Raw genomic sequence first — 26,136 nt, 5'->3', positions numbered from 1 at the left:
TGTCCCTGATGGGCCTGCGCGACGTCCATCCGTATCGAATCGGGTTGATCGTGAGCGGTATCGTGGCCGGGCCGGCCGCGGGACTTCGGTGCGACTTCCGGAACCCGCCTCTGAAGCGATGCTTCGCAGTTCGTGCCCCCATTCCCCGGCCGGCACCCCGGTCACGAGAGAAGGTCGAGTAGCGGTCATGTCGCGGGCGGATCGGGTCGCGTGTGAGGACGTGGTCATGTTCGTCAACGCCGCGATCGCCGCGACGGCCCAGCGCGAATTCAGCTCCGCAGCGCCCGCGCAGCGACTGTCCCTGGACTTCCTGCACGAGTACGTGCTGGGCAACTACCGCGACCTGTACGCCGCGACTCTGGCCCTGGACATCAACCACCTCAACGCCACCATGGTGGTGACGAATCTGCTGCGCACCGCCCGGGAGGCGAGCCGCACACAGTGTGCGCTGGAAGGGCGACTGATCGCGGCACGGCTGCGGACCCTGCCCCCGCAACGGGTGTACGGCGTGTTCCGCGAGCTGCGCCGCCTGGGGATCAACAACCGGCGTACCCGTGCCATCGCGCGTGACTGGGTGGCGGCCCGACCCGACCCGGCCTTCGACGCGATCAAGTACCGCCGATCCTTGTCGGTCGCCGCCCGGCACGCCCACCTGCCGCTTCCCGGCGAGGTCGGCATGGTGCTGTTCGACTGGCGTCGACCCAAGCGCTACGAGACCCCCATCCTGGAGGCGTGGCGGCGCGCCCATTACGAGCAGCGGGCCCTGTACGACCTGCCGTACACCGTCGCCGAGGGACTGGCCGCCCAGCACGGCATCGGTCGGGCCCGGTTCCTGTCCGGCATCGCACCCAGGCTCACCGCCGCCGAACGGCTGCGGTTGCAGGGCAGCGCCGTCCGGCACAAGGTCACCGGCGTCGCGATGGACCTGGCCACCGCACCCCTGACCCGCCTGGCCGGTTACACCCTGTCGCTGCCCCGGGCGGAACGCGCCGAGCGGAGCGAGGAGCTGACCGGCGCCCTGCGGGCTGCGGCCCGTCGAGCCGCGCGCCGCCAGGCGGGTACCTGGGGACGGGTGGTGGCCGTCCTGGACGACAGCTACTCCGCCGTCGGCTCCGGGGCGAAGCGTCGTCGACCCCTGGCCGTCGCCCTGGCCACCCACTATCTGCTGGAGGCCCTGGCCGCCGACTTCACCGGGCTGTGGCTGCACCACCGGGGGGACCCCCTGCTGGTCCATCCCATCGGGGCCACCGGACTGGGGGCACGCCTCCTGGACGCGCTCGAACACCGCCCGGACCGGCTCGTCATCGTCTCCGACGGCTGGGACAACGCCCCACCCGGGCAGGCCGCAGAGGTGCTGCGGATCTGGCGCACCCGCCTGGATCCCGACCAGCACACCAGCATCGTGCACCTCAACCCCGTCTACGACGCCGACACCTTCGAGGTACGCCGACTCGCTCCCAACGTGGCCACCGTCGGGGTGCGGGACGCCGAGGATGCCGCGGCGCTGGTCGAACTGGCCCGCTTCGCCACCGGCGACGCCGGTTTCGAGGAGCTGCGCCGTCATCTCGCCGACCGGGTCGAGCGGTTCCTCGACCCCGAGGAGGCCGGGTCGTGACCACCGGAGCCGAGTGCCTCGACCTGACCGGGCTGACCGTCGGCCCCGCCCAGACCTGGGGGGCGATCCGCCTGGTCCCTCTGCTGCGCGACAGCCCCATCACCGACCTGCGCCTGCACGCCCGGCTCTACGATCCCGAGGCCCTGTCGATCGTGCAGACGGCACCGCGTACGGCGTACATCTCGGTCATCCCGCACGGGTTCGTCGCCGACTGGACCACCGACGGCACCCCGGTCGCCGCCTACGGCACCCAGCTGCGCGAACCCACCGACCCGCACCCTCCCGAGGGGATCCGGTTGGCGTTCCGCCGCCGGATGGCCCGCCGGGAGGATCGGCGTCGGCTGCGTTTCCTGCCGCTGCACCTGGCCCTGGAGGGGTACCTGGCGTTGCAGTTCGGGGGACCGCCCATCGCCTGGCAGGACTGGACCCGGCAGGCGGTCACCCGGGGTCTGTCCCCTCGGGTGGAGGCCGGCTACACCGGAGCCACCATCCCCGGGCTGGACGACGCCCTGCGGGTCTTCGAGATCCACCCCGACCAGTGCGGCATGGTGCTGCACGTCGCCGACACCCTGGCCGCCGCCTTCGTCGTCGGACACCCGGACGACTACCGGACCCTGCACCCCACCCTGTTGCAGGACCTCTACGGCGAACTGCTGTTCCACTACGCCCACCTGTATCCGGCCGTACCGGACTTCACCTTCCGCCTGGACGAGACGGCCATCGCCGGCATCGCCGACCTGCGCGCTCAACTGACCCGGGTGGCGGCCGACTGGCGAAGCTTCCACACCCTGATGACCGAGGGGCTGTTCGCCGCCCAGCGGCTCACCGTCACCCCGGTGCAGCGGATGGGCCGCTTCACCCTGGCCCGGTTCCTGCCCGCCTTCTACCCGGACGCCGACAACCACATCGGCGAGACCATCACCGACGAGACCGGTCGCTTGGTTTACCTCAAGACCTTCCGACTGTCGGCCGCGCAGACCCGCCGGGGACACCTGCTGTCCCAACTGGCCGCCCACGACTGGCACCTGGAGAGCACCGCCGCCGCCCTGCGTACCGATCCGCAGGGGCTGGTCCAGCGGCTGGACCGCGCCGGGTTCGGCCACCTGCTCCGCTCCCGACCCAAGGGCCGCATCCCTGACTCGCGGAAGACCTGACACCGGCTGAAAACCGCCGTTTCGGCGGGGCGCAGTGGTGAAGTAGCGTTCGCCTCAGGTTTCGGCGGTCCGGAGGAGACAGTGGCCCAGATTCTGACCGCCCGGGGGGCGACCCTGTCCGCGTGGGTGCGGCACCCGGAGGCCGTACGAGCGGTCATCTTCGACCTGGACGGGGTGCTGGTCGACAGCATCGCGGTGGCCCGGGAAGCCTTCCGGATCGCCTACGACGAGGTGGTCGGCGACGGCGTCGCCCCGGTGGACGAGTACTGCCGGTACCCGGGACGGCACCTTGTCGAGGTGCTGCGGCTGATGGGGCTGCCCGCCACGATGGCGTCGCCGTTCGTCCGGGAAAGCCACCGACTCGCCGGTCAGGTGCGGCTGATGCCCGGGGTGATCGACCTGCTGGAAGTGCTGGGCCGGCGCGGCATCCCGATGGCGGTGGCCACCAGCAAGGACGGCGTCCGGGCCCGCACCCTGCTCGACCAACTCGGCATCCTGCCGGTGTTCGCGCATGTGCTCGGGGCCGACGAGGTGGATCGACCCAAGCCGGCTCCGGACATCGTGCTGCGTACCCTGGCCCTGCTCGGCATCGAGGCCCCTGCCGCCCTGATGGTCGGTGACGCGGTCGCCGACATCGCCTGCGCCAGAGCGGCCGGGGTGGTGTCCGTCGCGGCCACCTGGGGAGAGACGGACCGGGCCACCCTGCTGACCGCCGAACCGGACGTCGTCCTGGACCACCCGGCCGACCTGCTGGCTCTCTCGCCGTTCTGAGCGGCTTCCGCTAGTCGGTCACGGCCGCTTCCGTCGGCATGGCGGCCAGGGTCGCCGCTACCGTCTCGGCGGGGATGTCGGCGATCAGGGCCGGCCCCTCGGGTCCGTCCAGGACGAAGGTCAGGCCGTCGGTGGCCTTCTTGTCCCGCCGCAGCAGAGGGAGCACCGCCTCGGGGGTGGCCTCCGGGGGCAGGGCGGTCGGCAGCCCGTAGTGCCGTACCACCGTCAGATGCTCCTCGGCTCGGGCCTGGTCGATACGGTGCAACGCCGCAGCCAGGCGGCCGGCGAAGACCGTGCCGATCCCGACGGCCTCGCCGTGGCGCAGCCGGTAGCCGGTGAGGTGCTCCAAGGCATGCCCCAGGGTGTGACCATAGTTGAGCACATGCCGCCGACCGGTGTCCCGTTCATCGGCACCGACGATCTCGGCCTTGAGGGCCACACTCGCCGCGATCTGCTCGTGCAGCGGCAGGGGGCGCAGGTCGCCGGCGCCGATGAAGTGGCAGCGGGCGATCTCGCCGTACCCGTTGGTCCACTCCCGGGGCGGCAGGGTGGTCAGGTGGTCGGTGTCGCAGAGCACGGCGGCCGGCTGCCAGTACGCGCCCACGAGGTTCTTGCCCTGCGGCAGGTTCACCGCCGTCTTGCCACCCACACTAGCGTCCACCTGGGCCAGCAGGGTGGTCGGCAGATGCACCACCGGGGTACCCCGGTGGTAGAGCGCGGCGGCCAGGCCCACCGTGTCGGTGGTGGTGCCACCGCCGCACGACACGACGACGTCGGAGCGGGTAAGCCCGAAGTCGGCGAAGGACTGGCAGAGCCGCTCCACCGTGGCCAGGGTCTTGTCCACCTCCCCGTCGCGCGCCGGTATCCGCAGGGTGGGGACCCCGGTCTCCGGTGCCCACCGGGGTGGGCGGGCGGAGACCACGACGGCCCGTCGTGCGCCGAGCCGGGCGATGACCTGCGGCAGCAGATGTCGTACGCCCGCACCGATCGTCACCTCGTAGCTGCGGTCACCGAGGGACACGGTGACCGTGTGCGGACGGTCGGGTGCTGAAAGATCGTTGCTCTCGGTCATGGGGCCTCCGGGGCAGGGGAGGTGGTCGCCCGCCGGCGGAGGTCGTCGAGCAACCGGGCCTGGGCCACCACGGCATCCTCCGTGCCGGGGCGGCCCTCGCGGATGGCCGCGGCGAAGGACGCCATCGCGCGGGTGCACTGGTCCTGGGCATCCAGGGTGATCTCACGGACCCCGGCGGAGGTGGTCAACCGGATGGTCGGGCGGTGCTCCGCCGGTGGCGTGAAGGCGTGCGTCAACTCGATCCGCCCGGTGCTGCCGACGAGGCGGTAGCTGGACTCGTACTGGTGATCCAGGCCGAAGGTCAGTTGGGCGGTGACTCCGTCGGCGCGGCGCAGCAGGGCGGCGCCGCCGAGGTCCACCTCGTACTCCGGATGGTGGGTGAGGGTAGCGCCGATCACCTCAAGGTCGTTGCCGAGCAGGTGCATGGCGGCCCGCAGCGGGTAGACCCCGACATCCCACAGGGCGCCCCCGTCCAGTTCCGGGCGGAGGCGGATGTCGTCGGCCGGGCGGGCCGGGACGGTGAAGGTGGCCGAGGCGGCCCGGAGTTCGCCGATCGCGCCGTCGGCCAGCAGCCGCCGTACGTGGGCGTGCTGCCCGTGGTGGACGAAGAGCACGTTCTCCGCCAGTACCAGGCCGGCCTCCCGCGCCAAGGCCGCCAGCCGGAGGGTGTCGGAGTAGGCCGTGGTCAGGGGCTTCTCGGCCAGGACGTGCTTGCCGGCCAGCAAGGCCCGCTCCACCCAACTGGCGTGCAGGGCCGCCGGGACCGGAACGTACACCGCCTCGACGTCCGGGGCCGCAAGGACGGCCTCGTACGACTCGGCTGCGCAGGCCCCGAAGCGTTGCGCGGTGTTCCGGGCGGTGCTCCGGTCACGGCTGGCCACCGCGGTCAGCAGGGTGTCGGGGCACCGGTCGATGGCCGGCAGCATCCGGCGGATCGCGAAGTCGGCGCAGCCGAGCAGGCCGATCCGTACCGGTGGCGGGGTGTGGGCGGTGGTGGTCACAGGGCCAGGCAGGTCAGCAGGGAGCGGGCCGCCACGTCGACCACGTTGCCGTACCGGGCCAGACCGGCCAACTGGGCGGGGGTTATCCACAGATAGTCGTCAGGCACGTCGAGCGGAAAACCCTCACCCACGTCGGCGATCAGGTAGCGGTTCTCGGCGTGGTACAGCCGGCCGCCCTCCTCGGAGTGCACCGCGTCGAAGAGCACCTGTCCGGGGCCGGCGGCCAGCGCGACGTCCAAGAACCGTGGCTGCCGGTCCGGGGGCAGGGCCCGGTAGTTGTCCGGGATGCAGCTCACCGTCGGGCCCAACTCCACCACGTCGAAGGTGCCGGCCTCGGTGCGGGCCTGCACGAGCAGGTGGAACCGGTCGGCGATGCGGCGACCGAGGAAGGCGTTCAGGCCCCGGCCGCAGGGGGCCAGCATGGGTTGCGACCAGCGACTGACCTCCCGGTGGGTGGCCGTCACATCGACCCCGATGATCTCGAAGAACCGGCCGTCGTCGCGGCGGATCCGGTCCGGGCTCGACACCCAGCCGTCGAGCGCCGACAGCGCGATGACCTGACGGTCCAGCCGGTACCGGCTGCGGGTCTCGGTGAGCCAGCTCAGCAACTGGGTCGTCGAGTGCAGGGCGGGGCCGTTGTCGGTGGAGTGGGTCTCGCCGGTGATGCCGCTGAGCACGGACCTGGAGTCCATGTTGAGCAGGTTGTCCTCGCGCAGCAGCCGAACCAGTTGTTCGCGGGTCAGCCAGCAGAAGTTCTCGTGGACCGGGATGTCACCGGAGGCCTCCACGATCATGTTGCGGTTGCGCTTGCCCAGGAACCAGGCTCCCTGCTCGGATTGCAGGGCGTCGTAGACGACCCGGGAGCGGCCCCGGTCGAGGAAGTACTCCAGGTAGTGCACGGCGGCACCCCGGTGCACCCCGGTGTAGTTGCTGTAGGTGGCCTGCACCGTCGGGGACAGTTGGAGCCCGTTGATGTTGCCCGGCTCCATCTTCGCCTGCATCAGATAGTGCGGGATGCCGTCGAAGGTGTGGGTGAGGATGCCGAGGATCCCCACCTCGGGCTGGTCGATGATGGGCTGGGTCCAGCCGGTCACCTTCCGATGGTCGGTGCTCACCCGCAGACCACGGATCGCGAAGAACCGCCTGCTTCGGTGCACCAGGTCTGCGCTGTTCGGCTCCCGGTGCCAGGCGTCGAGCCGGTCCAGCCCCACCGTCTCGATGTGGTACGGGCTGGCCTCGCGACGTTCCGCCAGCCAGGCCCAGAACTCCGACATCTCCGCGAACCGGGAGTGGGTCTCGGCCGTGGCGGAACGGTCACGTCGTACGGCGTCGGCTACCGGCATGACCGCAGCGCCTTGCGTAGCTCGCTGACGACCGTGGCGATGGCCTCGTCGTCGAGGGCGGGATGCAGGGGCAGACACAGCGTACGATCTGCGGCCTGCTCGGCGTTCGGTAGATCCTCCGCGCCACCGTAGAGCGGGATCCGGTGCAGCGGGGCGTACTTGAAGGTGGTGTACACCCCGGCCTGGTAGAGCTGCGCGGCCACCTCGTCGCGGATCGCGGCATCCATCTGGACCCAGTAGAAGTAGTAGGAGGACTCGTGCCCCGGTGGTAGGGGTGGCGGAAGCTCCAGCCCTGGTTCCGACGCCAGTTGCTGGTCGTAGAAGGCGGCGATCTGGCGTCGGCGTTCGACGAAGTCCGCCAGCCGGCGTAGTTGCACCGACCCGATGGCGGCGGTCAGGTCGTTGCCGATGGCCCGGTAGCCGACGTCCTGCACGTTCAGCTCCCACCAGCGGCGGGTCCTGGTGGCCTTGGTGGCCTTGGTGAAGGCGCTGCCGTCCAGGCCGTGGTAGACCAGCCGCCGGGCCCGCCGGTTGAGCTCGGGGTCGGGTACGTAGAGCATTCCGCCGTCACCGGTGGTCATCAGCTTCATGGCGTCGAAGCTCCACACCGAGATGTCGCCGAAGGTGCCGCAGGCCCGGCCGTCGACCCGGGAGGCCGCCGCGCACGCCGCGTCCTCGATCAGGGTGATGCCCCGTTCCCGGCACCGCTGGGCGATCTGGGCGATCTCCCCGGGGTATCCGCCGTAGTGCAGGAGCAGCACGGCCCGGGTGCGTTCGGTCAGCACCCGGTCCACGTCGGCCAGCCGGGCGTTGAGGGTGCGGGGGTCCACGTCGCAGAAGACCGGCCGGCCACCACGGGCCACGATGGCGTTGGCGTCGGCGACGAAGCTGATCGAGGGCAGCACGATCTCGTCACCGGGATTGATGTCGATCAGGTCGATGGCCGCGAAGAGACCGGCCGTGCACGAACTGATGAAGATCATGTCGGCCGGGTTGACGCCCAGGTGATCCGCGAAGGCGGCCTCGAAGCTCAGGGTGCGGGGACCGGCGCCGAGCCAGCCGCTCTCGAAGACCTCCGCGACGGCATCGAGTTCCGCGCCGCCGAGCATCGGTTGAAAGATATTGATCTTCGGCATGGTCGTGGGCTTCGGCGCCGTGTCGCCGACCTTGCCGGCCTCCGGTGTCGTGGCGGCCTGCGGTGTCGTGGGAGTGGTCCCGGTGGTGGCTTCGGCGGGAGTACGCCGGGGGGCACCGCCGCGTTGCCGCGGAGCGGCGACGGTCAGGGCGGTCCCGCTCGACGCGATCGGCACGGTGCGGTCGACGGTGAAGCCGGCGGCGTCGAGTTCCTCGGCCAGCATGTCCCGGTCGGCGTGGAACACCGCCCCGAGCGAGAGCCAGTCGACGGCCGAGGCGGCCAGGGGCGACCCGGCGGGCGGCTGGTCGTAGAGGAAGTCGTGGACGACCAGCACCCCGTCGTCGTCGAGGGCTTCGCGTACCCGGCTGAGCAGATCGACCCGGGCCGCCGCGTCCAGCAGGTGCAGGATGTGCGACAACAGCACGACGTCGTGGCCGGTGTCGATCGCGTCGGTGTGCAGATTCCACGGCTTCAGGGCGATCCGGTCCGGCATGCCCTCGGCGGCCACGACCTCGACGGCATGCTCGAGCATCGGCGGACGGTCGTAGACCGTCGCGGTGAGCCCGGGGAACATCCGGCACAGGGTCACCGCGTAGCCGGCGCTGCCACCGGCCACGTCACCGAGGCTGCGGCGGGAGCGTAGTTCGGGAAGTCGGGCGATGTGTGGGGCGGACGCCCGTGCCCCGGCCAGCATGGCACCGGCCAGGTCGGGCACCTGGTGGTCCGGGATCTCGGAAGGACGCTGTTTGCCGCGCAGGGCGGCGACCAGCCCTTCGGCGTTCAGGTGGTCCTTGGCGGCCCAGGATTCGACCCGCAGCAGGGGCCGGCGGGTGCGGCCGACCGGCCCACCCAGCAGGCTCCGCCACTGGTCGGTGACCGACCACTCGCCGTCCTGCTCGCAGAGCACGCCGTTCCAGGACAGCACCCGCAGCAGGGCGTGCAGCGGTTCGGCGGACAGTTCCAGTCGCTCGGCGATGCCGCCGAGGGTGTGCGGCCGGTCGAGGACGGCGTCGAACACACCGGCGGAGTCGGCCGCCTCCACCGCGGCGAGTACCTTGCGGGCGGCCTGGAGCTGGGACAGGGCATCCACCGTCACGGGCGTTCCTCACTTTCCTCGCACGCGGAACCTGGGAATAAGCTGTGAACCCGGGCCAGGAGCAGACATAACTCTAGTTATGTCTGCTCCGCCCCTGTCAATACTCTGACCGAGCAGACATCGTGGCCGACAGTTTCTGCGGCAGCCGGAGCACCCTCTCTCGTGCAGAGTCGGGGTATGTGGCCACTGGTCACATTGGTCAAGCCCCGTCTATATCCGCTGCTAGCGGACCTGAATCTGGCGCTCGCCACACTCTGTTAAGTGGACAGAGCACACGACCCGGCTATTTCCGACATCGGTCCCGGTTGTACTTACGGTGTTCGCTCGGTGGCTCTCGTGCGCTTTGGAAAGTCCGTCAACTGTAGTAAAAACTGGGTCTGGAAGATCGATCGCCCGGGGGGCTGATTCTTGATTCATGTCGTGCTCACACTGATTTCCGTCGGGCCCATCGCAATGCCGCATTCGCCCTACGGCCGGCGAGGGGCGTCCACGGGGATGGTGGGGCCCGAGGCCGTCGAGTACGGGGGGAGCGACTGGCCATGGTGACCCGTTCCAACGCCGGTCGAGAACGCCGGAGACGATCTGCGGTAGTCGCCTCCGGTCGGGTCAGCCGCTGTTCAGCGACGTAGCTCGTCGACCATCCGCCACGCCTGTACGGCGAGTTGATAGCGGCCCAACTGCTCGCAGCGCTTGGCGGCGTCGCGCAGCAACTCGACGGCCTCGTCGGGCCGGTCGAGCTGCTGGAGCACCGTGGCCATCGACATCTCGACCCGCACCAGGTCCAGGCCGGTCAGGGGGGAGTCCGGTCCGGTCAGGGTGGTGTAGTGGGTGAGCGCCTCGTCGAGGTTGCCGACCACGGCCTCATACCTGGCGCGCAACGCCAGGACGGCGGCGCGCTCGGCGGGGATGCCGAGCCGGTTGACCGTGCCCTCGGCCTCGTCGATCCACTCCCGCGCCGAAGCGATCTGTCCGACGGTGAGCAGCAGGCCGGCGGAGGAGCGGCAGAACCGCAGCCAGTCGGCCAGCGGCATGTTGGGCGAGGCCAGGGTCCGACGAGCGTCGGTGAACTGGGCGTACGCCGCCTCGTGCTCGCCGAGTTGGAGGTAGGCCATGCTGGCGATCCACTGCGCGCGGCCGGCCACGGCGGGGCGGTCCAGCTTCGCGGCCAGGGCCAGCATCTGCTCCACCAGCGCCCCGACCGGTTCGGTGTCGCCGATCTCGCAGAGGATGGAGATGTAGACGCCGAGTACCCGGACGTGCTCGCAGGTGCCGGCGTGGTTCTCCTGCCGCACCAGCGGGAGCAGCGACTCGATGGTGCTGCGGGCCTCCAGCAGTTGACCGGCCTCACGCTGGGCGCTGGCCAGATCCGGCAGCAGCATGACCTGGAACTGGTCGGAGCGGCGCACCAGGCCCAACTGGGACAGCTCCAGCAGCAGCGCGAGCCGCTCCTTGTGGCGGCCGGCGGAGCGCAGCAGGGAGGACGCCTCGATGCCGATGCTCAGCAACTGCTCCTCGTCCTGGCTGTCGCGGGCGTGGGTGAGCACCTGGAGGGTCAACTCGGCCGCGGTGGCCAGGTCCTCGGCCTCGACGGCGCTGTGGATCAGGGCCCGGGTCACCAGCGGGAAGGGTGGCACGGAACTGCTGTCCTTGGCCGGGGTCTCGGTGCCGATGCCCTCACCCACCAGGTCGACCAGGCTGCGCCCGGTCAGCTCCTGCGGCGATATCTGGAGGGCGCGGGCCAGATGGATGATGACGTCCAGGGTCGGCATCCGGTTGCCGGACTCGAGCAGGGAGACGTAACTCGGGGTGACGTGCTCACCGGCCACCTCGCGCTGGGACAGCCCCAACTCCTGGCGGCGCTGTCGGATGCGCTGCCCAAACTCTGGTTGCGCCACCTTGCTCATACTGTCCATCGCTCACCTACTTTAGTCGCAAACTTAACTATTGGGGGTTGCCCGGTGACCCAACACACCGGTCAGGGCTCGGGTTCACCTGTTGAGACTTGAGTTACTGCGGGGTAATCTCGTTGGTTTTGCCTGGCGGAGTGGGCTGGATCGGGTCGGGCGCGACCCTGGAATCCGGCCGCATCGAGTATCGCAGATAGTTGTTGACTGTAGTTAACAACAACTGTAATGATGTGCGGGCTGGCGATACGTGCCCCTTCCGGGCATTCTCGCGCCGACCGAGATCCTCGGAGAGTGGGGTCGCATGATCGACGGACTCATCGGTAACGACCTGGTGGTCAACGAGGATTCGTGCAATCTCAGCTGCACGTATTGCCTGACCGGCCAGAGCAACCTCAAGCAGTCGCACTCCGCGCAGCTCATCTTCGGCCCGCCGGTGCGCGACCGCTACGGCGAGGGCACTCCGCTCGGCCGCCGGTTGCCGGTGATCGACAAGCGGATCGACGACACCTTCCGCGTTCCCCTGCTCAAGGTGACCGGCGGCGAGGTGTTCCTGGTCGCCGGGGTGATGGACTTCCTGCGCGAGCAGGCGGCCGAGCACGAGGTGCTGGTCGTGCAGACCAACGGCGTACTGGTGCGCGACGAACACCTGGCGGAGTTCGCCGAGTGGGGCAACGTCGTCGTGCAGGTCTCCCTGGACAGCCACCTGTTCCAGGGCAACTCCTACCGGGTGCACAGCGAGTCGCTGCACGAGAAGGTGGTCCGCCGAATCGAGGCGATCATCGACAGCGGCCTGGAGGTCGAGATCTACGGCGTGCTCAACGACCGTAGCGTCACCGAATTGGAGGAGTTCGCCGCCTGGCTCGGCGACCGCAGCAAGCCCCCGATCCTGTTCCCCTTCCCGGTGCGCGGACCGGACTCCGAGGGCTTCGCCATCCGCCCCGATCAGGTGAAGCACATCGAGGCCCTGGCCGCCAACTACGACCGGTACGCCTCCGTGCTGCCGCCGCGGGCGTACCTGGACCGGCTGCTCAGCTTCTACCGCGAGGGTGGTCGGACCTTCCGCTGCCACCTGCCTCGGATGGTCATCTCCACCTTCAGCGACGGTGTCGTGACCCCGTGTCCGAACATCTGGTTCTCCAACATGGGCAACCTGCTCAACGACGACTGGCAGGACACCCTGTCCCGAGTCGGCAAGACCGGTCTGTACCAGGCCCTGCTGGCGCCCCGGCCCCGGCTCAACGCCTGCCGAGGCTGCTTCACGCCGTGGGACACCCTGTCGATGTACTTCGACGACGAGATCACCCTCGACGAGCTGTGCGCGGCGCCCACCTACTCGCCGCCGCGGATCCGCCAGATGATCCTCGAGCGCAAGCAGCAGTACGACCGGGAGCGCGGTGCGCCGGCGGCACCCCTTGCCGGCGGGATGGCATGACCCTCAGGTCGACACCGGCACCTGCGCAACCTGACAGCCTCGCCGAGGGCCCGGACCTCTCCACCGTACGGCCGGGTGAGGTGGTCGCCCTGCGCGCCCTGAACGGCCCCCGGTGGCTGGCGGCGTACCGCGCACTGCTGGACCTCGGTGCGGTGCCCCTGCTGCTCGACGCCGAGGTGCCCGATGAGGAGGCGCGTCGGTGGCTCGTTCGGGCCGGCGGCGGTCGGCTGCTCTCCGCCACCGGCCCGGGTTTCGAACTGAGCGGCGTCGAGAGCGCACCGGCCGGCACCGCCGGCACCGTGCTCCTGTGCAGTTCCGGCACCACCGGGGCACCCAAGCTGGTCCGCCGTACCCTGGCGTCGTTGCAGGCCGAGGGCGGCCGGCACGTACGCTTCGCCGACCTGACCGCCCAGGACCATGTCGTGCTGGCGCTGCCGATGTGGCACGCGTACGCGCTGGGTTGGGTCCACACCTGCCTGGCTGCCGGCTGCCGTCTCACCAGCACCGGCCCCACCGACCTGGGTCGGGTCGTCGAACTGCTCAACGCCGGTGCCACCGTCCTGCCGCTGGTGCCGACGACGGCGGCCCTGCTGGCCGCCCGTGCCGCCCGGACCCTGCGGCCCGGGCACCGGCTGCGGCTGGCGATGGTCGGGGCCGGCGCGGTCACCGACGAGCTGGACGACCGCTTCCGGGCGGCCTTCGGGATCGGGCTGGCCCGCGACTACGGCTCCACCGAGACCGGCTCACTGTTCAGCGCACCCGCCGACCTCCCCGCCGGCTGCGTCGGCGAACCGCTGGCCGGGGTCCAGTTCCGGGTGCTCGACGAGCAGGGGCGCCCCGTCCCGCCCGGCACCCCCGGGGTGCTTGAGGTACGCCTCGACGACGACACCGAATGGCGCAACACCGGGGACCGGGTGCGGTGGCAACCCCCCGACGGACTGTTCATCCTCGGTCGGCAGACCCGGGCGGTGCGGCGGGGCGACCGGTGGATCTCGCCCGACGAGATCGAAGAGGTGCTGCGCGCCCATCCGGACGTCCTGGAGGCCCGGGTGGCGGCGGTGTCCCGACCCGGGCGGCCCGCACCCGCGCTGCACGCCACCGTGGTCAACCTGCGCGGGGTGCACGCCGACACCCGGACGATTCAACGCCACGCCGGTGCGGCGTTGGCCGCACACAAGGTGCCCGACCGGGTGATCCCGGTGGGCAGCCTGGAGCGCGGACCCTCCGGCAAGCTCCGCGCCCCGCAGCGGCTGAAGCCGGCCGACCCGGCGGACCTGATGGCCGCCGCGCAGGCGTACAAGCGCAGCGAACTGCTGTTCACCCTGCATCGGCTGGGTCTGCTGGCGGCGCTGGCCACGGAACCCGCGGACGCGCCCACCCTGGCCGCCCGGCTGGATCTCGATCCGCACACCTGTGAGCAGTTGCTGCGCGCCGCCCAGGACACCGGTCTGGTGCGGGTGGCGACGGACGAGGAGGCTGCCGAGGCCGATCTCGCCGAGGCGTGCGCGGTCATCGCCCTGGAGGAGCAGCTGTCCCGATCCTGGGTCACCCGGGAGCAGTTGACCGAGGTGGGCCGGGACGGCCTGCACGGGCGTGCCTTCGACCGCAAGGGCCCCGACGAGGACCTGCGTCGGGCGTACACCGCCGCGATGCACTCACCGGGAGCCGACCGGCGCAGCCGGCTCGGCCTGCGGCTGGCCGGCTACCAGGGCGGGTCCCTGCTGGAGATCACCTGCGGTTCCGGTCGGTACCTGACGGCCGCCGACACCACCGAGGGCCGCCTGGTGCGGGTCGGTGCGCTGGCCGGCGGCGACCCCGCCCCGACCGGTGACCTGCCGGACCTGGGACAGACCTTCGATCTCGTGGTGGTCTGCAACGCGATCCACCTGGCCGGGCCCGGTGCCGACCTGCCCCGCCTGGCCGGGCTGCTGGCACCCGGCGGGCGGCTGCTCATCGACGACGTCTTCCTGGACGCACCGGGCGGGGTGCCCGGCGACGTCCGGCTGGATTGGCTGACCCACGGCGGTCTGTCCTGGCCGACCGAGGAGGCCACCATCGCCGGGCTGGCCCGCGCCGGGGTGGCCGTGCGGCGGGTGGTTCATGTCGGCAAGCCCACCAGCACCCTGATCGTCGCCGACGCCGACGGACCGGAGGCCGGCAGATGACCGAACTGGACGGGCGCACGGCACTGGTCACCGGCGCCAGCGGACACCTCGGCGGGGCGGTGTGCCGGGCCCTGGCGGCCCAGGGTGCCCGGGTCGTCGGCACCTACCGCGGCGGCGCCGAGCGGATCCAGGCCCTCGCCGACGAGTACGGCGTCATCCCGCACCAGGTGGACCTCTCCGACGGTACGGCCGTCGCCGGACTCCTGCCCGCGATGACCGAGGTGGCCGGTGCCCTCGACATCCTGGTGTGCGCCCACGGGGTGACCGAGCGCCGCCCGGTGGTGACCGCCCGCCCCGGCTCCGACGCCGGGGACCTGTGGCGGCTGAACGTGTCGGCCAGTGTCGCCCTGGCCGGTGCCGCCGGCCGGCAGATGCTGCGTCGTCGGCACGGCCGCATCGTGCTGCTCGGCTCCCGGGCCGGCACCCACGGCATGCCCGGCCAGGCCGACTACGCGGCCAGCAAGGCCGCGCTGTCTGCCTGGGCCACCTCGGCGGCCTGGGAACTCGGGCCCTTCGGCGTCACCGTCAACGTGGTCGCACCGGGCGCCGTCGAGCCGGACCCGCAGGCCCCGGCGGTCTACTCCGACCGGGAGAACCAGGAGGTCGTCGGGCGGATCGCGCTGCGTCGGCTGGGTGCCCCGGCCGAAGTGGCCGCCGTGGTCGCCTTCCTGGCCGGCCCCGGCGCCGGCTACCTCACCGGGCAGACCCTGCTGGTCGACGGCGGAGCGCGGTGGTGACCGTACTGCTGGCGGTCGACATCGGCGGCACCAAGGTGGCGGCACGATCCAGCGCCGCCACCGAGAGCGCCGTGGTCACCCGCACCTGGCCGGCGAAGTCCGACCGGGAGGCGGATCTCGACCTGGTGTTCGAGGTGGCCGGGCAGGCCCTGCGGGCCGCCGGCGCCGAACGGCCGCAGGTCGCCGTGGTGGCCTTCCCCGGCAGCCTCAACCCCGCCGGCAGGGTGCAGCGGTGGCCGGTCCGGCCGGACTGGGCCGGGCTGGACCTGCTCGACGTCCTCACCGACCGGTGGGACTGCCGGCCGCAGGTGCATGACGACGCGCTGCTGGCCGGGTACGCCGAGGCCACCACCCTGGCCGCCAGCGGGACCCGACCGGACGGCCTGCTCTATCTGGGGCTCGGTACCGGCGTCGGTGGCGCCTACACCCCGGTCCGCCCCGGTCCGCCGGACCGACCACTGTGCCCCGAGGACCTGCGCGCCCATGAACTCGGCCACGTCGTGGTCCACCCGGACTCCGACCGTCGCTGCGACTGTGGGCGCCCCGGTTGCCTACAGGCCTACGCCAGTGGGCGGGCGGTGCACCGCCGCAGCGCCGAGGTGGGCCGGTCCGCCGCGTTGGCGGAGGCCGCGGACGCCTGCGCGCTGGCGGTCGCCAACAGCGCCGAACTGCAACCCGTGCACTCCGTGGTGCTCGGCGGCGGTCTCGCCGCCGCCTCCGCCGAGCTGCCCGAACTGCTGGCCGGTCAGATCAGACGTCGGATGCGAGCCGGCACACCGGTACCGCGGGTACGGCCGGCGGCACACGGCGCCGGATCGTCCCTGGAGGGCGCCCGCCTAACCGCCCACCACGAGAGCCTAAGGAGACGACCCCGATGATCACCCAGAAGACGGCGCTGCCCGCGGTGGACCGGCTGGAACCGGACGAACTTCCCGTCTGGCCGCAGTACGACGACACCGAGCGTCACGCCCTGATCCGGGCCCTGGAGCAGGGCCAGTGGTGGCGGGTCGGGGGCCGGGAGGTGGAGGAGTTCGAGAGCGAGTTCGCCGCCTTCAACGGCGCACCGTACGCGGTGGCGGTCACCAACGGCACGGCCGCCATCGAGCTGGCCCTACGGGTGCACGGCATCGGCCCCGGTGACGAGGTGATCGTCCCGGCCTTCACCTTCGTCAGCACCTCGCTGGCCGTGCAGAACCTCGGGGCGGTGCCGGTGCCGGCGGACGTGGACGGCGGCCACGGCTGCCTGACCGTGGAGGCCTGCCGGGCGGCGATCACCCCGCGTACCCGGGCGATCATGCCGGTGCACATGGCCGGCCACGTCGCCGACCTGGCCGGACTGGCCGCGCTGGCCGACGAGCACGGCTGCGTACTGATCCAGGACGCGGCCCACTCGCAGGGTGCCTCCCGCGACGGCGTGCTGGTCGGCGCGGCCCCGAGTGTCGCCTGCTACAGCTTCCAGAACGGCAAGCTCATGACGGCCGGCGAGGGCGGCGCGGTGACCCTGCCGGACGAGGAGACCTACGAGCGGGCGTACCTGCTGCACACCTGCGGGCGTCCGCGCGCCGACGTCACCTACCAGCATGTCACCGGCGGCACGAACGCGCGGATGAACGAGTTCTCCGCCGCCGTGCTGCGCGCCCAACTGGCCCGACTGCCTCGGCAGACGGCGATCCGCAAGGAGCGCGCGGCGCTGCTGGACGGCCTGCTCGCCGAGGTGCCGGGACTGCGCACCCAGCAGCGTGACCCGCGGGTCGACGTGCACACCCAGTACATGTATCTGCTGAGGCTGGAGGCGGACCGGTACACCACCGAGGACCGCAACCGGCTGGTGGACGAACTCAAGGCGCGGGGCGTTCCGGCCTGCGTGAACTTCCCGCCGGTGTACCGCACCAAGTCCTTCCGGGCCGGGCCGGCACCGCAGACCTCCACCGAGGAACTGGCCGAGCGGTGTGCGGAGTCCGAACTCTTCGGTGACCTGGGCCTGTGGCTGCACCACCGGACCCTGCTGGCGGAGCCGACGGTGGTGGAGCGGCTGGCGGGGACCGTGGTGTCGGCGTTGACGGCGGTCGAGCGGTCCCGCTGATGGGTCGGCGCCTCAGGAGCGGACTGGTCGGCTTCGGTTGGGTCAGCAGGTCGGTGTGGCTGCCACGGCTCCAGCAGCATCCGGACTGTGACATGGTCGCCGTCCACGATCCGTACCTCACGACGCCGGTGGCGGGGCTGACCCGGGTCGGCTCACTGGGGCAGCTCGTCGAGGCGGGACTGGACCTGGCCGTGGTGGCCACGCCGAACCATCTGCACGCCGAGGCCGCCGGTTTCCTGTTGAGCGCCGGGGTGCCGGTGGTGGTGGAGAAGCCGCTGTGCCTGTCCAGCGCCGAACTGGCCGGTCTGGTGCGGCAGGCCACCCAGGGTCGGGTCGGCTTCCAGGTGAGCCGGCCGGCGCCCCGACGTCACGATGTCGAACAGCTCACCGCCCTGGTGGCGCAGTTGCTCGTCGGGCCGGTTCAGGTGCACGCGACCTGGCTGCGCCGACAGGGGGTACCCCGGCCGGGGTCCTGGTTCACCCGCCGGGCGCAGGCCGGCGGTGGCGCCCTGGTCGACCTCGGTTGGCATCTGGCCGACGTGGCGGCCGGGCTGCTCGGCGAGGCGGCCCTGGCGCAGGTCGACGCGACGCTGACCACCGGTGCGGACGCCTCGGCGCTGCAAGCGGCCTGGCGTCGCGACGACCCGGGGCGGACCGCCACGGACGCGGTCGTCGACGTGGAGACCGACGGTGAGCTGCGGGCTAGGTTCACCGACGGCTCCACCCTGTACCTGCGGGCGGCCTGGGCCTGCGACGTCGCGGTGGACACCACCCGCTTCGAGGTGCGGGGGCGCACCGCGGACGGCCGGGACGCCGTGCTGACCCTGGAGACGACCTTCGGCTTCAGCCCGAACCGGGTAGCCGAGCCCTTCCTCGAGACCCGCGTCGGTGACCGGTCCACCCGCCTGCCGGTGACGGCACCGATCGGGGCGGAGTTCGACCGGCAGGTGGCCGCCACGGTGCTGCTGGCCGACCAGGAGCGGACCGACACCGCGGAGCTACGCCGCAGCGCCTGGGTGCTCGGGCTGCTGGAAACGGCCTACCGGGTCGCCGGTCGGCCCCTCACGCCGGACGCACCGCAGGCCGTCGTGGAGGTGCCCGTTGCCCGGGTCGCGGTCCGTGGCTGAGCTCAGCGTCGTCATCCCCACCCGGGACAAGGCGGCGTCGCTGCGGGCCACCCTGAGCGCTCTGGCGGCCGCCGTGGTTCCGGCCGACACCGAGGTGATCGTCGTCGACGACGGTTCGGACGACAGTACGGCCGCCGTGCTGGACACCTTCGTCGACCGACCGGGGTGGTCCGTCGTCGCGGGTCCGCGTCGGGGACGGGCGGCGGCCCGCAACGCGGGAGCAGCGGCGGCCACCGGTCGGCAACTGGTGTTCCTCGACGACGACGTGCTGGTCGGGCGGACCTTCCTGCTGGCCCATCGGGCGAGTGCCCGCCCGGACACCTTCGTGCACGGGCCGCTGCGGGAGTTCCCGGCCGCCCGCCGCTGGCTGGCCGAGCACGTCGACACCCCGCCGGCCGAACTGGCCCGGTACGCCGCCCAGGTGCTGGCCGCAGACGGCCATCGGCTGCTGCGCAACACCCTGGAGACCCTGGTGCTGGCGATGGGACAGCAGCGGGTGCCGCCGGTGGCGCCGTGGCTGGCCTGCATCGGGGCCAACACCGCCGTACCCCGGAAGGTGTTCGAGGCGGTCGGTGGCTTCGACGAGGACTTCGGCCTCGGGTGGGGCTGCGAGGACCTGGAACTGGGGGTACGGCTGGTGGCGGCGGGCCTGGCCGCTCGGGTGGTCGACCGGGCGGCCGGTGTGCACCTGACCCATGCCCGCCCCGGACGTTGGAGCCAACACGACGCGAACCTGGAGCGCTTCGTCGGGTTGCATGACCTCCCTGCGGTCCGCCTGTTGCCGGTACTGCTCGGCGAGGGCGGGGGAGTGCGTCAGTACCTGGCGGCGCTCGGGGTCCAGGACCGCCAGACCGGGGTGCCCGCCTCGTAGGCGTGCCGGAACAGGGCCCGGGCCAGCCGTGGCGCGGAGCCGAACATGCCCTCGACCTGGCTGCGGTAGACCAGGGCGGCCCGCAGCCAGGCGTCGAAGTCGGCGGGTTGGCGGTGCGCGGTCAGCCCCTGCGGGAGCCGGGTGGGGTAGGGGAACTCCGCGTAGTAGCGCACCGCAGGTGGGGCCAGGTCACCCAGGGCGAATTCGGCGGCCTCGCGGGCGATCACGTGATCCACGTGAGAGGCGGCGGCCAGCGGCAGCAGCACCTCGTCGCAGCGCATCAGCAGCGGACGCAGGGCCTGCGCCACCCGTACGGTCAGCGACTCGTCGGCCGGATGCACCCGGCGGCGCACCGCCAGTGGGCCGGGGTACAGGGCCCGGCCGTCGGGGTCATGCCGGAACAGGGCCTCCGGTAGTCCCAGGCTGATCCGGGTCAGCGGCCAGCGGGCCAGGGCGGCGGCGTCCTCACGACGCCGCAGGGCCGGCTCGGTGGCCCCTCGGGCGGCTGGACCCGGTGCTGAGGGGTCACCGTCGAAGACGGTGACGACCGTCAGCGACTGGTCCGCGGCGGCCCACTCGCCCATCACCCCGCCGCAGGACCACACGGCGTCGTCCGGGTGCGGGCTGATCAGCAGCCGTCGGGTCACCGCTGCGTGGCAAGGAGATCGACCAGGGCCCGGGCGGCGAGCAGGTAGCCCTCGGCGCGCAGGCCGCAGATCACCCCGGTGGCCAGTGGGGACAGCACCGAGGTGTGGCGGAAGGACTCGCGGGCCCAGACGTTGCTCAGGTGCACCTCGATCCAGGGTCCCTCGAACATCTCCAAGGCGTCGCGCAGGCTCCAGCCGGCCATCATCAGTGCACCCGGATTGACGATCGCCGCGGCGTGCTCGGAAGCCCGGTGCACGGCCCGGACCAGGTCGCCCTCGTCCTCGCTCTGCACACAGGTCAGCCGGTAACCGTGGGTCCCGAGGAACTCGGCTACCCGCTTCTCGATCTCGGCCAGGGTGGTGGTGCCGTACACCTCGGGTTTGCGGGTGCCCAGCTGGGCCAGGTTGGGGCCGTTGAGCAGCAGGATGTCCCCGGCGTGGCCGAAGTCGGAGCCGGTCATCGGATCACTCCGCCCGCCGCGCCGGTGGTGGTCGTCTGCCGGCCCAGCAGCGCCGCCAGGTCCGCGCAGGTGGGGGCTAGGGCGTCCGGCCCCTCGGCGAGCAGGGTGGTCGGGTCGGTCTGGCCCCAGCCGGCCCCCACCACGATGGCGCCGGCCGCCCGACCGCAGCGCATGTCCAGCACGCTGTCGCCGATGAAGACCGTGTCGCGGGTGCTCGCCGGGGGGTATCCGGCCCGGGCCAGTTCCGCCAGGGCCAGGTGCAGGGAGTCCGGTGCCGGCTTGGGGTGGGGGACCCGGTCGCTGCCCACCACCACGTCGACGTAGTCGCTCAGGCCGCCGGCGTCGAGGGCCTGCAACGCCCGTTGCTGGGACTTTCCGGTGGCCACCGCGACCGGCATGGCGATCGACCGCAGGCCTTGCAGCAGCTCCACGATCCCGGGGAAGGCGTGCACCAGGTCCAGGTGGGCGCTGCTGGCCGTGGCGTAGACCGCGCTCGTGGCGGGCGGTAGGCCGAAGGCGTTCAGGATCTCGGACAGCGGCGCACCCATCCGGGTCAGGAACTCCGTGAAGGGGGGCTCGGTGGTGCGACCGGCGGCCTGCCAGGCGGCGGTGAAGGCGATCCGCATGTTCTCGGTGGTGTCCAGCAGAACACCGTCCAGGTCGAACACTACGGCGGCGATTCGTCCGGGGTCGATGGGTGACATGGGACCTCCGTTGGCCCGGCGTGACGGTCGGGGAGCAGAACGGCAGCCAGTGTTTGACTGTTGTTGTTGACATCTCATCAGGCTGTTGACTGTAGTAAAGGCTCAGCACTAGCCTCGTGGTTGTCAAGGGGGGAGCGCCATGGCGCGGATGCATCCCAGAGCCGTCATCCTGGGAATCGACGGCGGCAGCCTCGATCTGATCGAACCACTCGTGTCGGACGGGTCACTGCCGAACATCGGCGCGTTGCTCGCCGAGAGCCTGCACGGAACGACCACGACCACCTGGCCGGCGCACACCGCGCCCGGCTGGAGCACCTTCGTGACGGCCCGCCAGCCCGGCGGTCACGGGGTCTACCAGTTCTTCGACACCCAGGACCCGGAGTACGGCGACCGGCTCACCGGCACCGGCAACTTCGGCTGCGACACCGTGTGGGAGTGGCTGGCCCGACAGGACCTCAGCGTCGGCCTGATCAACGTCCCGATGTCCCACCCACCGCGGGACCTGCCCGGCTACCAGGTGACCTGGCCGCTGAGTCAGACCCTGCGGTACAGCAGCCCGTCGACCCTGCTGGGCGAACTGGCCCGGGCCGGCGCCCCGTTCCGGCCGGACATCTCCATGATGTACCGCGACGACCTCGGCTACCTCGACACCGCCCTGGCCAACGTGCAGGCCCGCGGCCGGTCGATCCAGTACCTGATGTCCCACCGGCCGGTGGACGTCGTGATGGCGGTGATCACCGAGATCGACCGCATCTGCCACCACTACTGGCACTTCATGGACGGCTGCCACCCCCGGCACGAAGCGGCCGACGAACCGGCCTGGGCCGAAGCGGTACGCGCCACCTACCGGGCCATCGACGACGTCTTCGGGGAGATCCTGGCCGAACTCGACGAGGACACCCCCGTGCTGGTGGTCTCCGACCACGGCTTCGGCCCGGGTCGGCTCAACCTGGGGGTCAACGCCCTGCTGGCCGAGAGCGGCCTGCTGGCCACCCGCGACGGCGGCGGAGACCACGCACCCTGGTTCAACGGCGCCGGACGCAGTGTGGACTTCGGCCGCACCCGTGCCTACATGCCGACCCCGGGCTGCTACGCGGTCAACCTCAACCGGGCCGGGCGGCAACGCGACGGCATGGTCACCGAGCAGGAGGCGCCGAAGCTGCTGAGCGAACTCAGCGACATGTTCCTCGGCCTCCGCTCGCCCGACGGCGGGCCGGTCTTCGCCGCGGCGTTGCCCCGTGAGGACGCCTACCCCGGACCGATGATGCACCGCGCCCCCGACCTGCTGCTGATCCCGGCCGACGAGGGAGTGCTGGCCGATCCGGGCCTGGACGGCGGGATCTGGCGGCCGAGCGAGCAGACCGGCATGCACCGGTACGCCGGCATGTGGTCCTACCGGTCACCCCGGGTGACCCCGGGCCGTCTGGACACCCCGGCCGCCCTGTGTGACCTGGTGCCGACCCTGCTGCACGATCTCGGGCTGCGGCAGTCCGCCGGCGCACACGGCCGGCCGGTGGCCGCGGTGCGGGACAACGGCACCGCCCCGCTGCCCTTCCTAGACGACGTCCCCCTGCCCGCATCCCCGTCAGACACCGCGCGGCTCTTGCGGGACGACGACGCCACCGCCCGAGCGCTCAGCTCGATGGGTTACCTGTAGAAGGAGCAGCAACATGTCCGACACCAAAGAACGCCTGCGCCGGGTGCTGGTCGAGGCACTGCGCCTCAACCGTACGCCGGAGGAGATCCCCGACGAGGGCCTGCGCGAGGCGCTGGACATCGACTCGGTCTCCGGCCTGGAGTTCCTGATCTGGGTGGAGAACGAGTTCGGCATCCAGATCGACGACGAGGACCTCAGCGTGGCCCTGGTCGACTCCCTGGACACCCTGGCCACCTACGTGGAGGGGCGCATGGCCGCAACCGACGACGCGGGTCAGCCGGTCCCGTGACGCGCCGTAGGGCGGTCGTGTGCATCACCGAGGGCGCCGAACCGGCGCTGCTCGACCGGTGGGGACCGGAACTGCTGCCGGCCTTCCACCGGCTCCGGCGCGACGGCGCCTACGGCACCATGCGGGGTGAACACGTGCCGTACGAGCCCTCCGGGCTGCTCAGCGCCTTCACCGGATACGGCCCGAGCGAGCACGGCTGCTTCTCGTACTGGGATGTGCACAGCCCGGACTACGAACCCGTGGTGCTGGACAGCGGCTCGCCCCGCCGTGAGCTGCTGTGGCACCGCCCGGAGCTGGCCGACCGCACGGTGGCGGTGGTCAACGTCTTCGGCACCCATCCGGTGCGTCCGGTCAACGGTTACTGCATCGCCTACCCGATGCGCAGCAGCATGCACGTGTGCCACCCCCGCACCCTGCCGGTGACCCTGTCCAAGGCGGGCATCCCGACCATCCATGACGTGACGGTCTGGTTCACCGGCGGGGACCGGGAGGAGTTCGTGCCCAAGGTCCTGGCCGCGGACGCCGCGCGAGCCGACGCCGCCCTGCACCTGTTCGACGGTGGGGCCGGACAGGCACCCGACCTGACCGTGCTGAACCTGACCGCCATCGACCGGCTGTCGCACGTCTACTGGCAGGAGCTGGAGGAGGGCAGCCCGGTGCCGGAACACGAGCGGGCTGTGCTGCGGGCGTACCAGCAGACCGACGCCGTGCTCGGCCGCCTGCTTGACCGGGTCGACGAGCACACCGACGTGCTGGCCTTCTCGGAGATCGGCTTCGGTCCGCTGCGGGCCTACTGCTCGGTCAACGACGTCCTGGCCGCCGCGGGCCTGCTCGCGTACGACCCGGCCGGTCGGCCGGACTGGCGGCGGACCCGGGCCTTCGAGTCCGTGCAGGGCTCCCAGGGGGTCAACGTCAACCTGATCGGCCGGTACAAGCACGGGACGGTGCCGTCGGCGGATCGGGAACGGGTGCTCGACGAGGTCCGCACCGCGTTGCTGGCCCACATCAACCCGCTGACCGGCGGCCCCCTCTTCGCCGACGTGCTGCGCCGCGAGGACCTGCACCCCGGCCCGGCCATGGAGGCCGCGCCGGACCTGATCCTCGAACCGTACGACTGGCGTTACCTGCCGCTGGGCGACACCTTCTGGTCGGCGAAGGTGAATCGACGGTTGCAGAGCGCCTGGCACCGGCGGGACTCGTACTGGGGTGGGGTCGGCCCGTCCTTCTCCGCGGGAACGGGCCAGCCGGCCGTCACGGTCGACGTGGCGCCGACCGTGGTGCGGATGCTCGGTCTGCCGGCGCTGGACGAGCTGCCCGGCCGCTGTCTGGCGAGCTCATGACAGCCACCCGGGTCGAACTCGTGCCGCTGGCGGTCACCCTGGCCGAGGGCGAGGGAGCCTGCGTCGCCGGGCTGACCGACGACGGCAGCTGGCTGCGACCCGAACCGGTCACCGCCGCCCAGGTGACCGGCGAGGACCCGGTCTACGACTTCTTCCGGGTGGTCACCCTCGACCTGGGGGCCGGCACCGAGCCGGATGCCCGACCCGAGGACCGCGCGGTGCTGGCCGACCCGCGCCCCGGGGCCTTCGTGCCGCAGGCGCGGCGGGCCGCCCTGCTGCGCCGGTACACCGACGCGACCGTCGAGGAGGCCTTCGGCGGCGAACGCAGCGCCGGCCTCGTCGAGGTGCGTCCCCTGCGGCTGCACCACCGTCGCGCCACCGGCGGCCGGACCTTCCTGCGCCTGACCTTCGTCGACGCCTGCGACACCGAGTACGACTGGATCGTGCGCGACGTCCGGATGCTGCGCGACTTCGCCACCGCCGCCGATCCCGACGACGTGGCACCGGCCCTGGCCGGCCCGGACGCCCCCGCCCTGTTCCTGGCGGTAGGGCTGACCAAGCCCAACGGCCGCTTCCCCGGCCGCTTCCGCGGCTGCCATCCGCTCGTCGTCGGCGTGCACCCGGCCGACGGCAGCGCACCGACCCGTCAACCTGCCGGACCGTCCGGCACCGAAGCCCGATCGGAAGGAGCCCCAGTTGCGTGAGGCTCTGCGCGACCTCGAGAACGAGGCCGTCCACGTCCTGCGCGAAGTGCAGCAGCGCTTCGAGCGTCCCGCGATCCTGTGGTCGATGGGCAAGGATTCCACCACGCTGATGTGGCTGGCTCGCAAGGCGTTCTTCGGTGAGATCCCGTTCCCCGTGATCCACATCGACACCTCGTACAAGTTCCCGGAGATGTACGCCTTCCGCGACCGGTACGCCGCCGAGTGGGGCCTCGACCTGCGGGTGCACCGCAACGAGGAGGCGCTGGCCGCCGGCATGGGACCCCAGCGCGGTGGCAAGCTCGAATGCTGTACCGCCCTGAAGACGGTCGCGTTGCAGCAGGCCATCGCCGCCGGTGGGCATGACGCCGTGCTGGCCGGCATCCGCGGCGACGAGCACGGGGTACGTGCCAAGGAGCGGGTCTTCAGCCCCCGCGACGCCTCCTTCAACTGGGACTACCAGAACCAGCCGCCGGAGTTCTGGGACCTGCACCAGGACGCGGTGGCCGCCGACGGGCACATCCGCGTACACCCGTTGCTGCGCTGGCGCGAGGTGGACATCTGGGAGTACGTGCAGCAGGAGGAGATCCCGGTCCCGGATCTCTACTTCGCCAAGGACGGGCAGCGTTACCGCTCCATCGGCTGTGCCTGCTGCTGCTCGCCGGTGTCCAGCGGCTCCAGCACCCTGGTCGACATCGTGTTGGAGGTCCGTACCGCCCGCGACGGCGAGCGCGCCGGACGGGCCCAGGACAAGGAGGACCAGGCAGCCATGCAGAAGCTGCGGGCCCTCGGCTACATGTAGCAACGAGCCGGTCGTCGAAGTCACGA

General features: G+C 71.6%; 23 protein-coding genes. 15 read left to right on the top strand and 8 right to left on the bottom strand.

From position 1 onward, the window contains the following. Window positions 1–187: 187 nt before the first annotated feature. The 3 genes from ABZ795_RS10870 (at window position 188) to ABZ795_RS10860 (ending at window position 3,540) form a co-directional block, all read left to right on the top strand. Window positions 188–1,615 carry a hypothetical protein gene (locus ABZ795_RS10870; RefSeq protein WP_357530158.1) on the top strand — a complete coding sequence of 476 codons (1,428 nt, stop codon included), beginning with the start codon at window positions 188–190 and terminating at the stop codon, window positions 1,613–1,615. Next, the gene (locus ABZ795_RS10865) at window positions 1,612–2,769 is read left to right on the top strand and encodes a hypothetical protein (RefSeq protein ID WP_357530157.1); all 1,158 of its coding nucleotides are present in this window, start codon (window positions 1,612–1,614) and stop codon (window positions 2,767–2,769) included. Before ABZ795_RS10870 ends, ABZ795_RS10865 begins: the two co-directional genes overlap by 4 nt. Before the next feature lie 90 nt (window positions 2,770–2,859). Beyond that, window positions 2,860–3,540 (top strand): HAD-IA family hydrolase, encoded by a 681-nt coding sequence (locus ABZ795_RS10860; protein ID WP_357530218.1) that lies wholly within the window; start codon window positions 2,860–2,862, stop codon window positions 3,538–3,540. Window positions 3,541–3,550: 10 nt separating this feature from the next. Here ABZ795_RS10860 and ABZ795_RS10855 read toward each other — a convergent pair whose 3' ends face one another. The 5 genes from ABZ795_RS10855 to ABZ795_RS10835 all read right to left on the bottom strand — a co-directional run bounded on the left by ABZ795_RS10855 (window position 3,551) and on the right by ABZ795_RS10835 (window position 11,100). Then, window positions 3,551–4,612 (bottom strand): 3-dehydroquinate synthase family protein, encoded by a 1,062-nt coding sequence (locus tag ABZ795_RS10855; protein ID WP_357530156.1) that lies wholly within the window; start codon window positions 4,610–4,612, stop codon window positions 3,551–3,553. Continuing rightward, window positions 4,609–5,613, bottom strand: coding sequence for a Gfo/Idh/MocA family oxidoreductase (locus tag ABZ795_RS10850; protein ID WP_357530155.1), 1,005 nt, complete (start codon window positions 5,611–5,613; stop codon window positions 4,609–4,611). The genes ABZ795_RS10855 and ABZ795_RS10850 overlap by 4 nt, the downstream gene beginning before the upstream one ends. Then, complete coding sequence (locus ABZ795_RS10845) at window positions 5,610–6,956, bottom strand: NDP-hexose 2,3-dehydratase family protein (protein ID WP_357530154.1); 1,347 nt, start codon at window positions 6,954–6,956, stop codon at window positions 5,610–5,612. Before ABZ795_RS10845 ends, ABZ795_RS10850 begins: the two co-directional genes overlap by 4 nt. After that, window positions 6,947–9,187 carry an aminotransferase class I/II-fold pyridoxal phosphate-dependent enzyme gene (locus ABZ795_RS10840; RefSeq protein WP_357530153.1) on the bottom strand — a complete coding sequence of 747 codons (2,241 nt, stop codon included), beginning with the start codon at window positions 9,185–9,187 and terminating at the stop codon, window positions 6,947–6,949. Before ABZ795_RS10840 ends, ABZ795_RS10845 begins: the two co-directional genes overlap by 10 nt. A 617-nt stretch (window positions 9,188–9,804) precedes the next feature. Beyond that, on the bottom strand, window positions 9,805–11,100 hold the full coding sequence (locus ABZ795_RS10835; protein ID WP_357530152.1) for a helix-turn-helix transcriptional regulator: 1,296 nt from the start codon (window positions 11,098–11,100) through the stop codon (window positions 9,805–9,807). A 295-nt stretch (window positions 11,101–11,395) separates the two neighbouring features. Between ABZ795_RS10835 and ABZ795_RS10830 the strand changes: the two genes are divergently transcribed. The 7 genes from ABZ795_RS10830 to ABZ795_RS10800 are packed head-to-tail and all read left to right on the top strand — an operon-like array spanning window position 11,396 to window position 19,509. Then, the gene (locus ABZ795_RS10830; protein WP_357530151.1) at window positions 11,396–12,526 is read left to right on the top strand and encodes a radical SAM protein; all 1,131 of its coding nucleotides are present in this window, start codon (window positions 11,396–11,398) and stop codon (window positions 12,524–12,526) included. Beyond that, window positions 12,523–14,691, top strand: coding sequence for an AMP-binding protein (locus ABZ795_RS10825; RefSeq protein ID WP_357530150.1), 2,169 nt, complete (start codon window positions 12,523–12,525; stop codon window positions 14,689–14,691). Before ABZ795_RS10830 ends, ABZ795_RS10825 begins: the two co-directional genes overlap by 4 nt. Continuing rightward, a complete protein-coding gene (locus tag ABZ795_RS10820; RefSeq protein WP_357530149.1) occupies window positions 14,688–15,428 on the top strand; it encodes an SDR family oxidoreductase in 741 nt (246 codons plus the stop codon). Before ABZ795_RS10825 ends, ABZ795_RS10820 begins: the two co-directional genes overlap by 4 nt. After that, window positions 15,425–16,306: an ROK family protein gene (locus tag ABZ795_RS10815; protein WP_357530148.1), complete on the top strand. Its 882-nt coding sequence runs from the start codon at window positions 15,425–15,427 to the stop codon at window positions 16,304–16,306. Before ABZ795_RS10820 ends, ABZ795_RS10815 begins: the two co-directional genes overlap by 4 nt. After that, window positions 16,303–17,511 carry a DegT/DnrJ/EryC1/StrS family aminotransferase gene (locus tag ABZ795_RS10810; protein ID WP_357530147.1) on the top strand — a complete coding sequence of 403 codons (1,209 nt, stop codon included), beginning with the start codon at window positions 16,303–16,305 and terminating at the stop codon, window positions 17,509–17,511. The genes ABZ795_RS10815 and ABZ795_RS10810 overlap by 4 nt, the downstream gene beginning before the upstream one ends. Next, window positions 17,511–18,638, top strand: a complete 1,128-nt coding sequence (locus ABZ795_RS10805) for a Gfo/Idh/MocA family oxidoreductase (protein WP_357530146.1) — start codon at window positions 17,511–17,513, stop codon at window positions 18,636–18,638. Before ABZ795_RS10810 ends, ABZ795_RS10805 begins: the two co-directional genes overlap by 1 nt. Then, window positions 18,631–19,509 carry a glycosyltransferase gene (locus tag ABZ795_RS10800; RefSeq protein ID WP_357530145.1) on the top strand — a complete coding sequence of 293 codons (879 nt, stop codon included), beginning with the start codon at window positions 18,631–18,633 and terminating at the stop codon, window positions 19,507–19,509. Before ABZ795_RS10805 ends, ABZ795_RS10800 begins: the two co-directional genes overlap by 8 nt. Here the strand turns inward: ABZ795_RS10800 and ABZ795_RS10795 are convergent. From ABZ795_RS10795 to ABZ795_RS10785, 3 genes are read right to left on the bottom strand one after another with little or no spacing between them, the layout of a single operon-like run. Then, window positions 19,452–20,156, bottom strand: a complete 705-nt coding sequence (locus ABZ795_RS10795; RefSeq protein ID WP_357530144.1) for a PIG-L family deacetylase — start codon at window positions 20,154–20,156, stop codon at window positions 19,452–19,454. The genes ABZ795_RS10800 and ABZ795_RS10795 overlap by 58 nt on opposite strands. Beyond that, complete coding sequence (locus ABZ795_RS10790) at window positions 20,153–20,617, bottom strand: type II 3-dehydroquinate dehydratase (RefSeq protein WP_357530143.1); 465 nt, start codon at window positions 20,615–20,617, stop codon at window positions 20,153–20,155. The genes ABZ795_RS10795 and ABZ795_RS10790 overlap by 4 nt, the downstream gene beginning before the upstream one ends. Next, a complete protein-coding gene (locus ABZ795_RS10785; protein ID WP_357530142.1) occupies window positions 20,614–21,321 on the bottom strand; it encodes an HAD family hydrolase in 708 nt (235 codons plus the stop codon). Before ABZ795_RS10785 ends, ABZ795_RS10790 begins: the two co-directional genes overlap by 4 nt. Window positions 21,322–21,460: 139 nt before the next feature. Here ABZ795_RS10785 and ABZ795_RS10780 point away from each other — a divergent pair, with 139 nt between their 5' ends. From ABZ795_RS10780 to cysD, 5 genes are read left to right on the top strand one after another with little or no spacing between them, the layout of a single operon-like run. Further along, window positions 21,461–22,978, top strand: coding sequence for an alkaline phosphatase family protein (locus ABZ795_RS10780; RefSeq protein WP_357530141.1), 1,518 nt, complete (start codon window positions 21,461–21,463; stop codon window positions 22,976–22,978). A gap of 13 nt (window positions 22,979–22,991) precedes the next feature. Then, a complete protein-coding gene (locus tag ABZ795_RS10775) occupies window positions 22,992–23,267 on the top strand; it encodes an acyl carrier protein (protein ID WP_357530140.1) in 276 nt (91 codons plus the stop codon). Continuing rightward, window positions 23,264–24,607: an alkaline phosphatase family protein gene (locus ABZ795_RS10770; RefSeq protein WP_357530139.1), complete on the top strand. Its 1,344-nt coding sequence runs from the start codon at window positions 23,264–23,266 to the stop codon at window positions 24,605–24,607. The genes ABZ795_RS10775 and ABZ795_RS10770 overlap by 4 nt, the downstream gene beginning before the upstream one ends. Continuing rightward, on the top strand, window positions 24,604–25,311 hold the full coding sequence (locus ABZ795_RS10765; RefSeq protein WP_357530138.1) for a hypothetical protein: 708 nt from the start codon (window positions 24,604–24,606) through the stop codon (window positions 25,309–25,311). Before ABZ795_RS10770 ends, ABZ795_RS10765 begins: the two co-directional genes overlap by 4 nt. Beyond that, the gene (gene cysD / locus ABZ795_RS10760; RefSeq protein WP_357530137.1) at window positions 25,304–26,110 is read left to right on the top strand and encodes a sulfate adenylyltransferase subunit CysD; all 807 of its coding nucleotides are present in this window, start codon (window positions 25,304–25,306) and stop codon (window positions 26,108–26,110) included. Before ABZ795_RS10765 ends, cysD begins: the two co-directional genes overlap by 8 nt. The last annotated feature ends 26 nt before the right edge of the window (window positions 26,111–26,136 follow it).

It is taken from the genome of Micromonospora sp. NPDC047134 (genome assembly GCF_040643455.1).
In the GTDB taxonomy this organism is placed as follows: domain Bacteria; phylum Actinomycetota; class Actinomycetes; order Mycobacteriales; family Micromonosporaceae; genus Micromonospora.
This window is presented reverse-complemented; position numbering and strand designations above follow the sequence as displayed.

Bases quoted from the DNA above. Each gene is read 5' to 3' on its own strand.
- ABZ795_RS10870 (WP_357530158.1), top strand. From the start codon at position 188: ATGTCGCGGGCGGATCGGGTCGCGTGTGAGGACGTGGTCATGTTCGTC.
- ABZ795_RS10855 (WP_357530156.1), bottom strand. From the start codon at position 4,612: ATGACCGAGAGCAACGATCTTTCAGCACCCGACCGTCCGCACACGGTC.
- ABZ795_RS10845 (WP_357530154.1), bottom strand. From the start codon at position 6,956: ATGCCGGTAGCCGACGCCGTACGACGTGACCGTTCCGCCACGGCCGAG.
- ABZ795_RS10835 (WP_357530152.1), bottom strand. From the start codon at position 11,100: ATGGACAGTATGAGCAAGGTGGCGCAACCAGAGTTTGGGCAGCGCATC.
- ABZ795_RS10830 (WP_357530151.1), top strand. From the start codon at position 11,396: ATGATCGACGGACTCATCGGTAACGACCTGGTGGTCAACGAGGATTCG.
- ABZ795_RS10825 (WP_357530150.1), top strand. From the start codon at position 12,523: ATGACCCTCAGGTCGACACCGGCACCTGCGCAACCTGACAGCCTCGCC.
- ABZ795_RS10820 (WP_357530149.1), top strand. From the start codon at position 14,688: ATGACCGAACTGGACGGGCGCACGGCACTGGTCACCGGCGCCAGCGGA.
- ABZ795_RS10810 (WP_357530147.1), top strand. From the start codon at position 16,303: ATGATCACCCAGAAGACGGCGCTGCCCGCGGTGGACCGGCTGGAACCG.
- ABZ795_RS10805 (WP_357530146.1), top strand. From the start codon at position 17,511: ATGGGTCGGCGCCTCAGGAGCGGACTGGTCGGCTTCGGTTGGGTCAGC.
- ABZ795_RS10790 (WP_357530143.1), bottom strand. From the start codon at position 20,617: ATGACCGGCTCCGACTTCGGCCACGCCGGGGACATCCTGCTGCTCAAC.
- ABZ795_RS10785 (WP_357530142.1), bottom strand. From the start codon at position 21,321: ATGTCACCCATCGACCCCGGACGAATCGCCGCCGTAGTGTTCGACCTG.
- ABZ795_RS10780 (WP_357530141.1), top strand. From the start codon at position 21,461: ATGGCGCGGATGCATCCCAGAGCCGTCATCCTGGGAATCGACGGCGGC.
- ABZ795_RS10775 (WP_357530140.1), top strand. From the start codon at position 22,992: ATGTCCGACACCAAAGAACGCCTGCGCCGGGTGCTGGTCGAGGCACTG.
- ABZ795_RS10765 (WP_357530138.1), top strand. From the start codon at position 24,604: ATGACAGCCACCCGGGTCGAACTCGTGCCGCTGGCGGTCACCCTGGCC.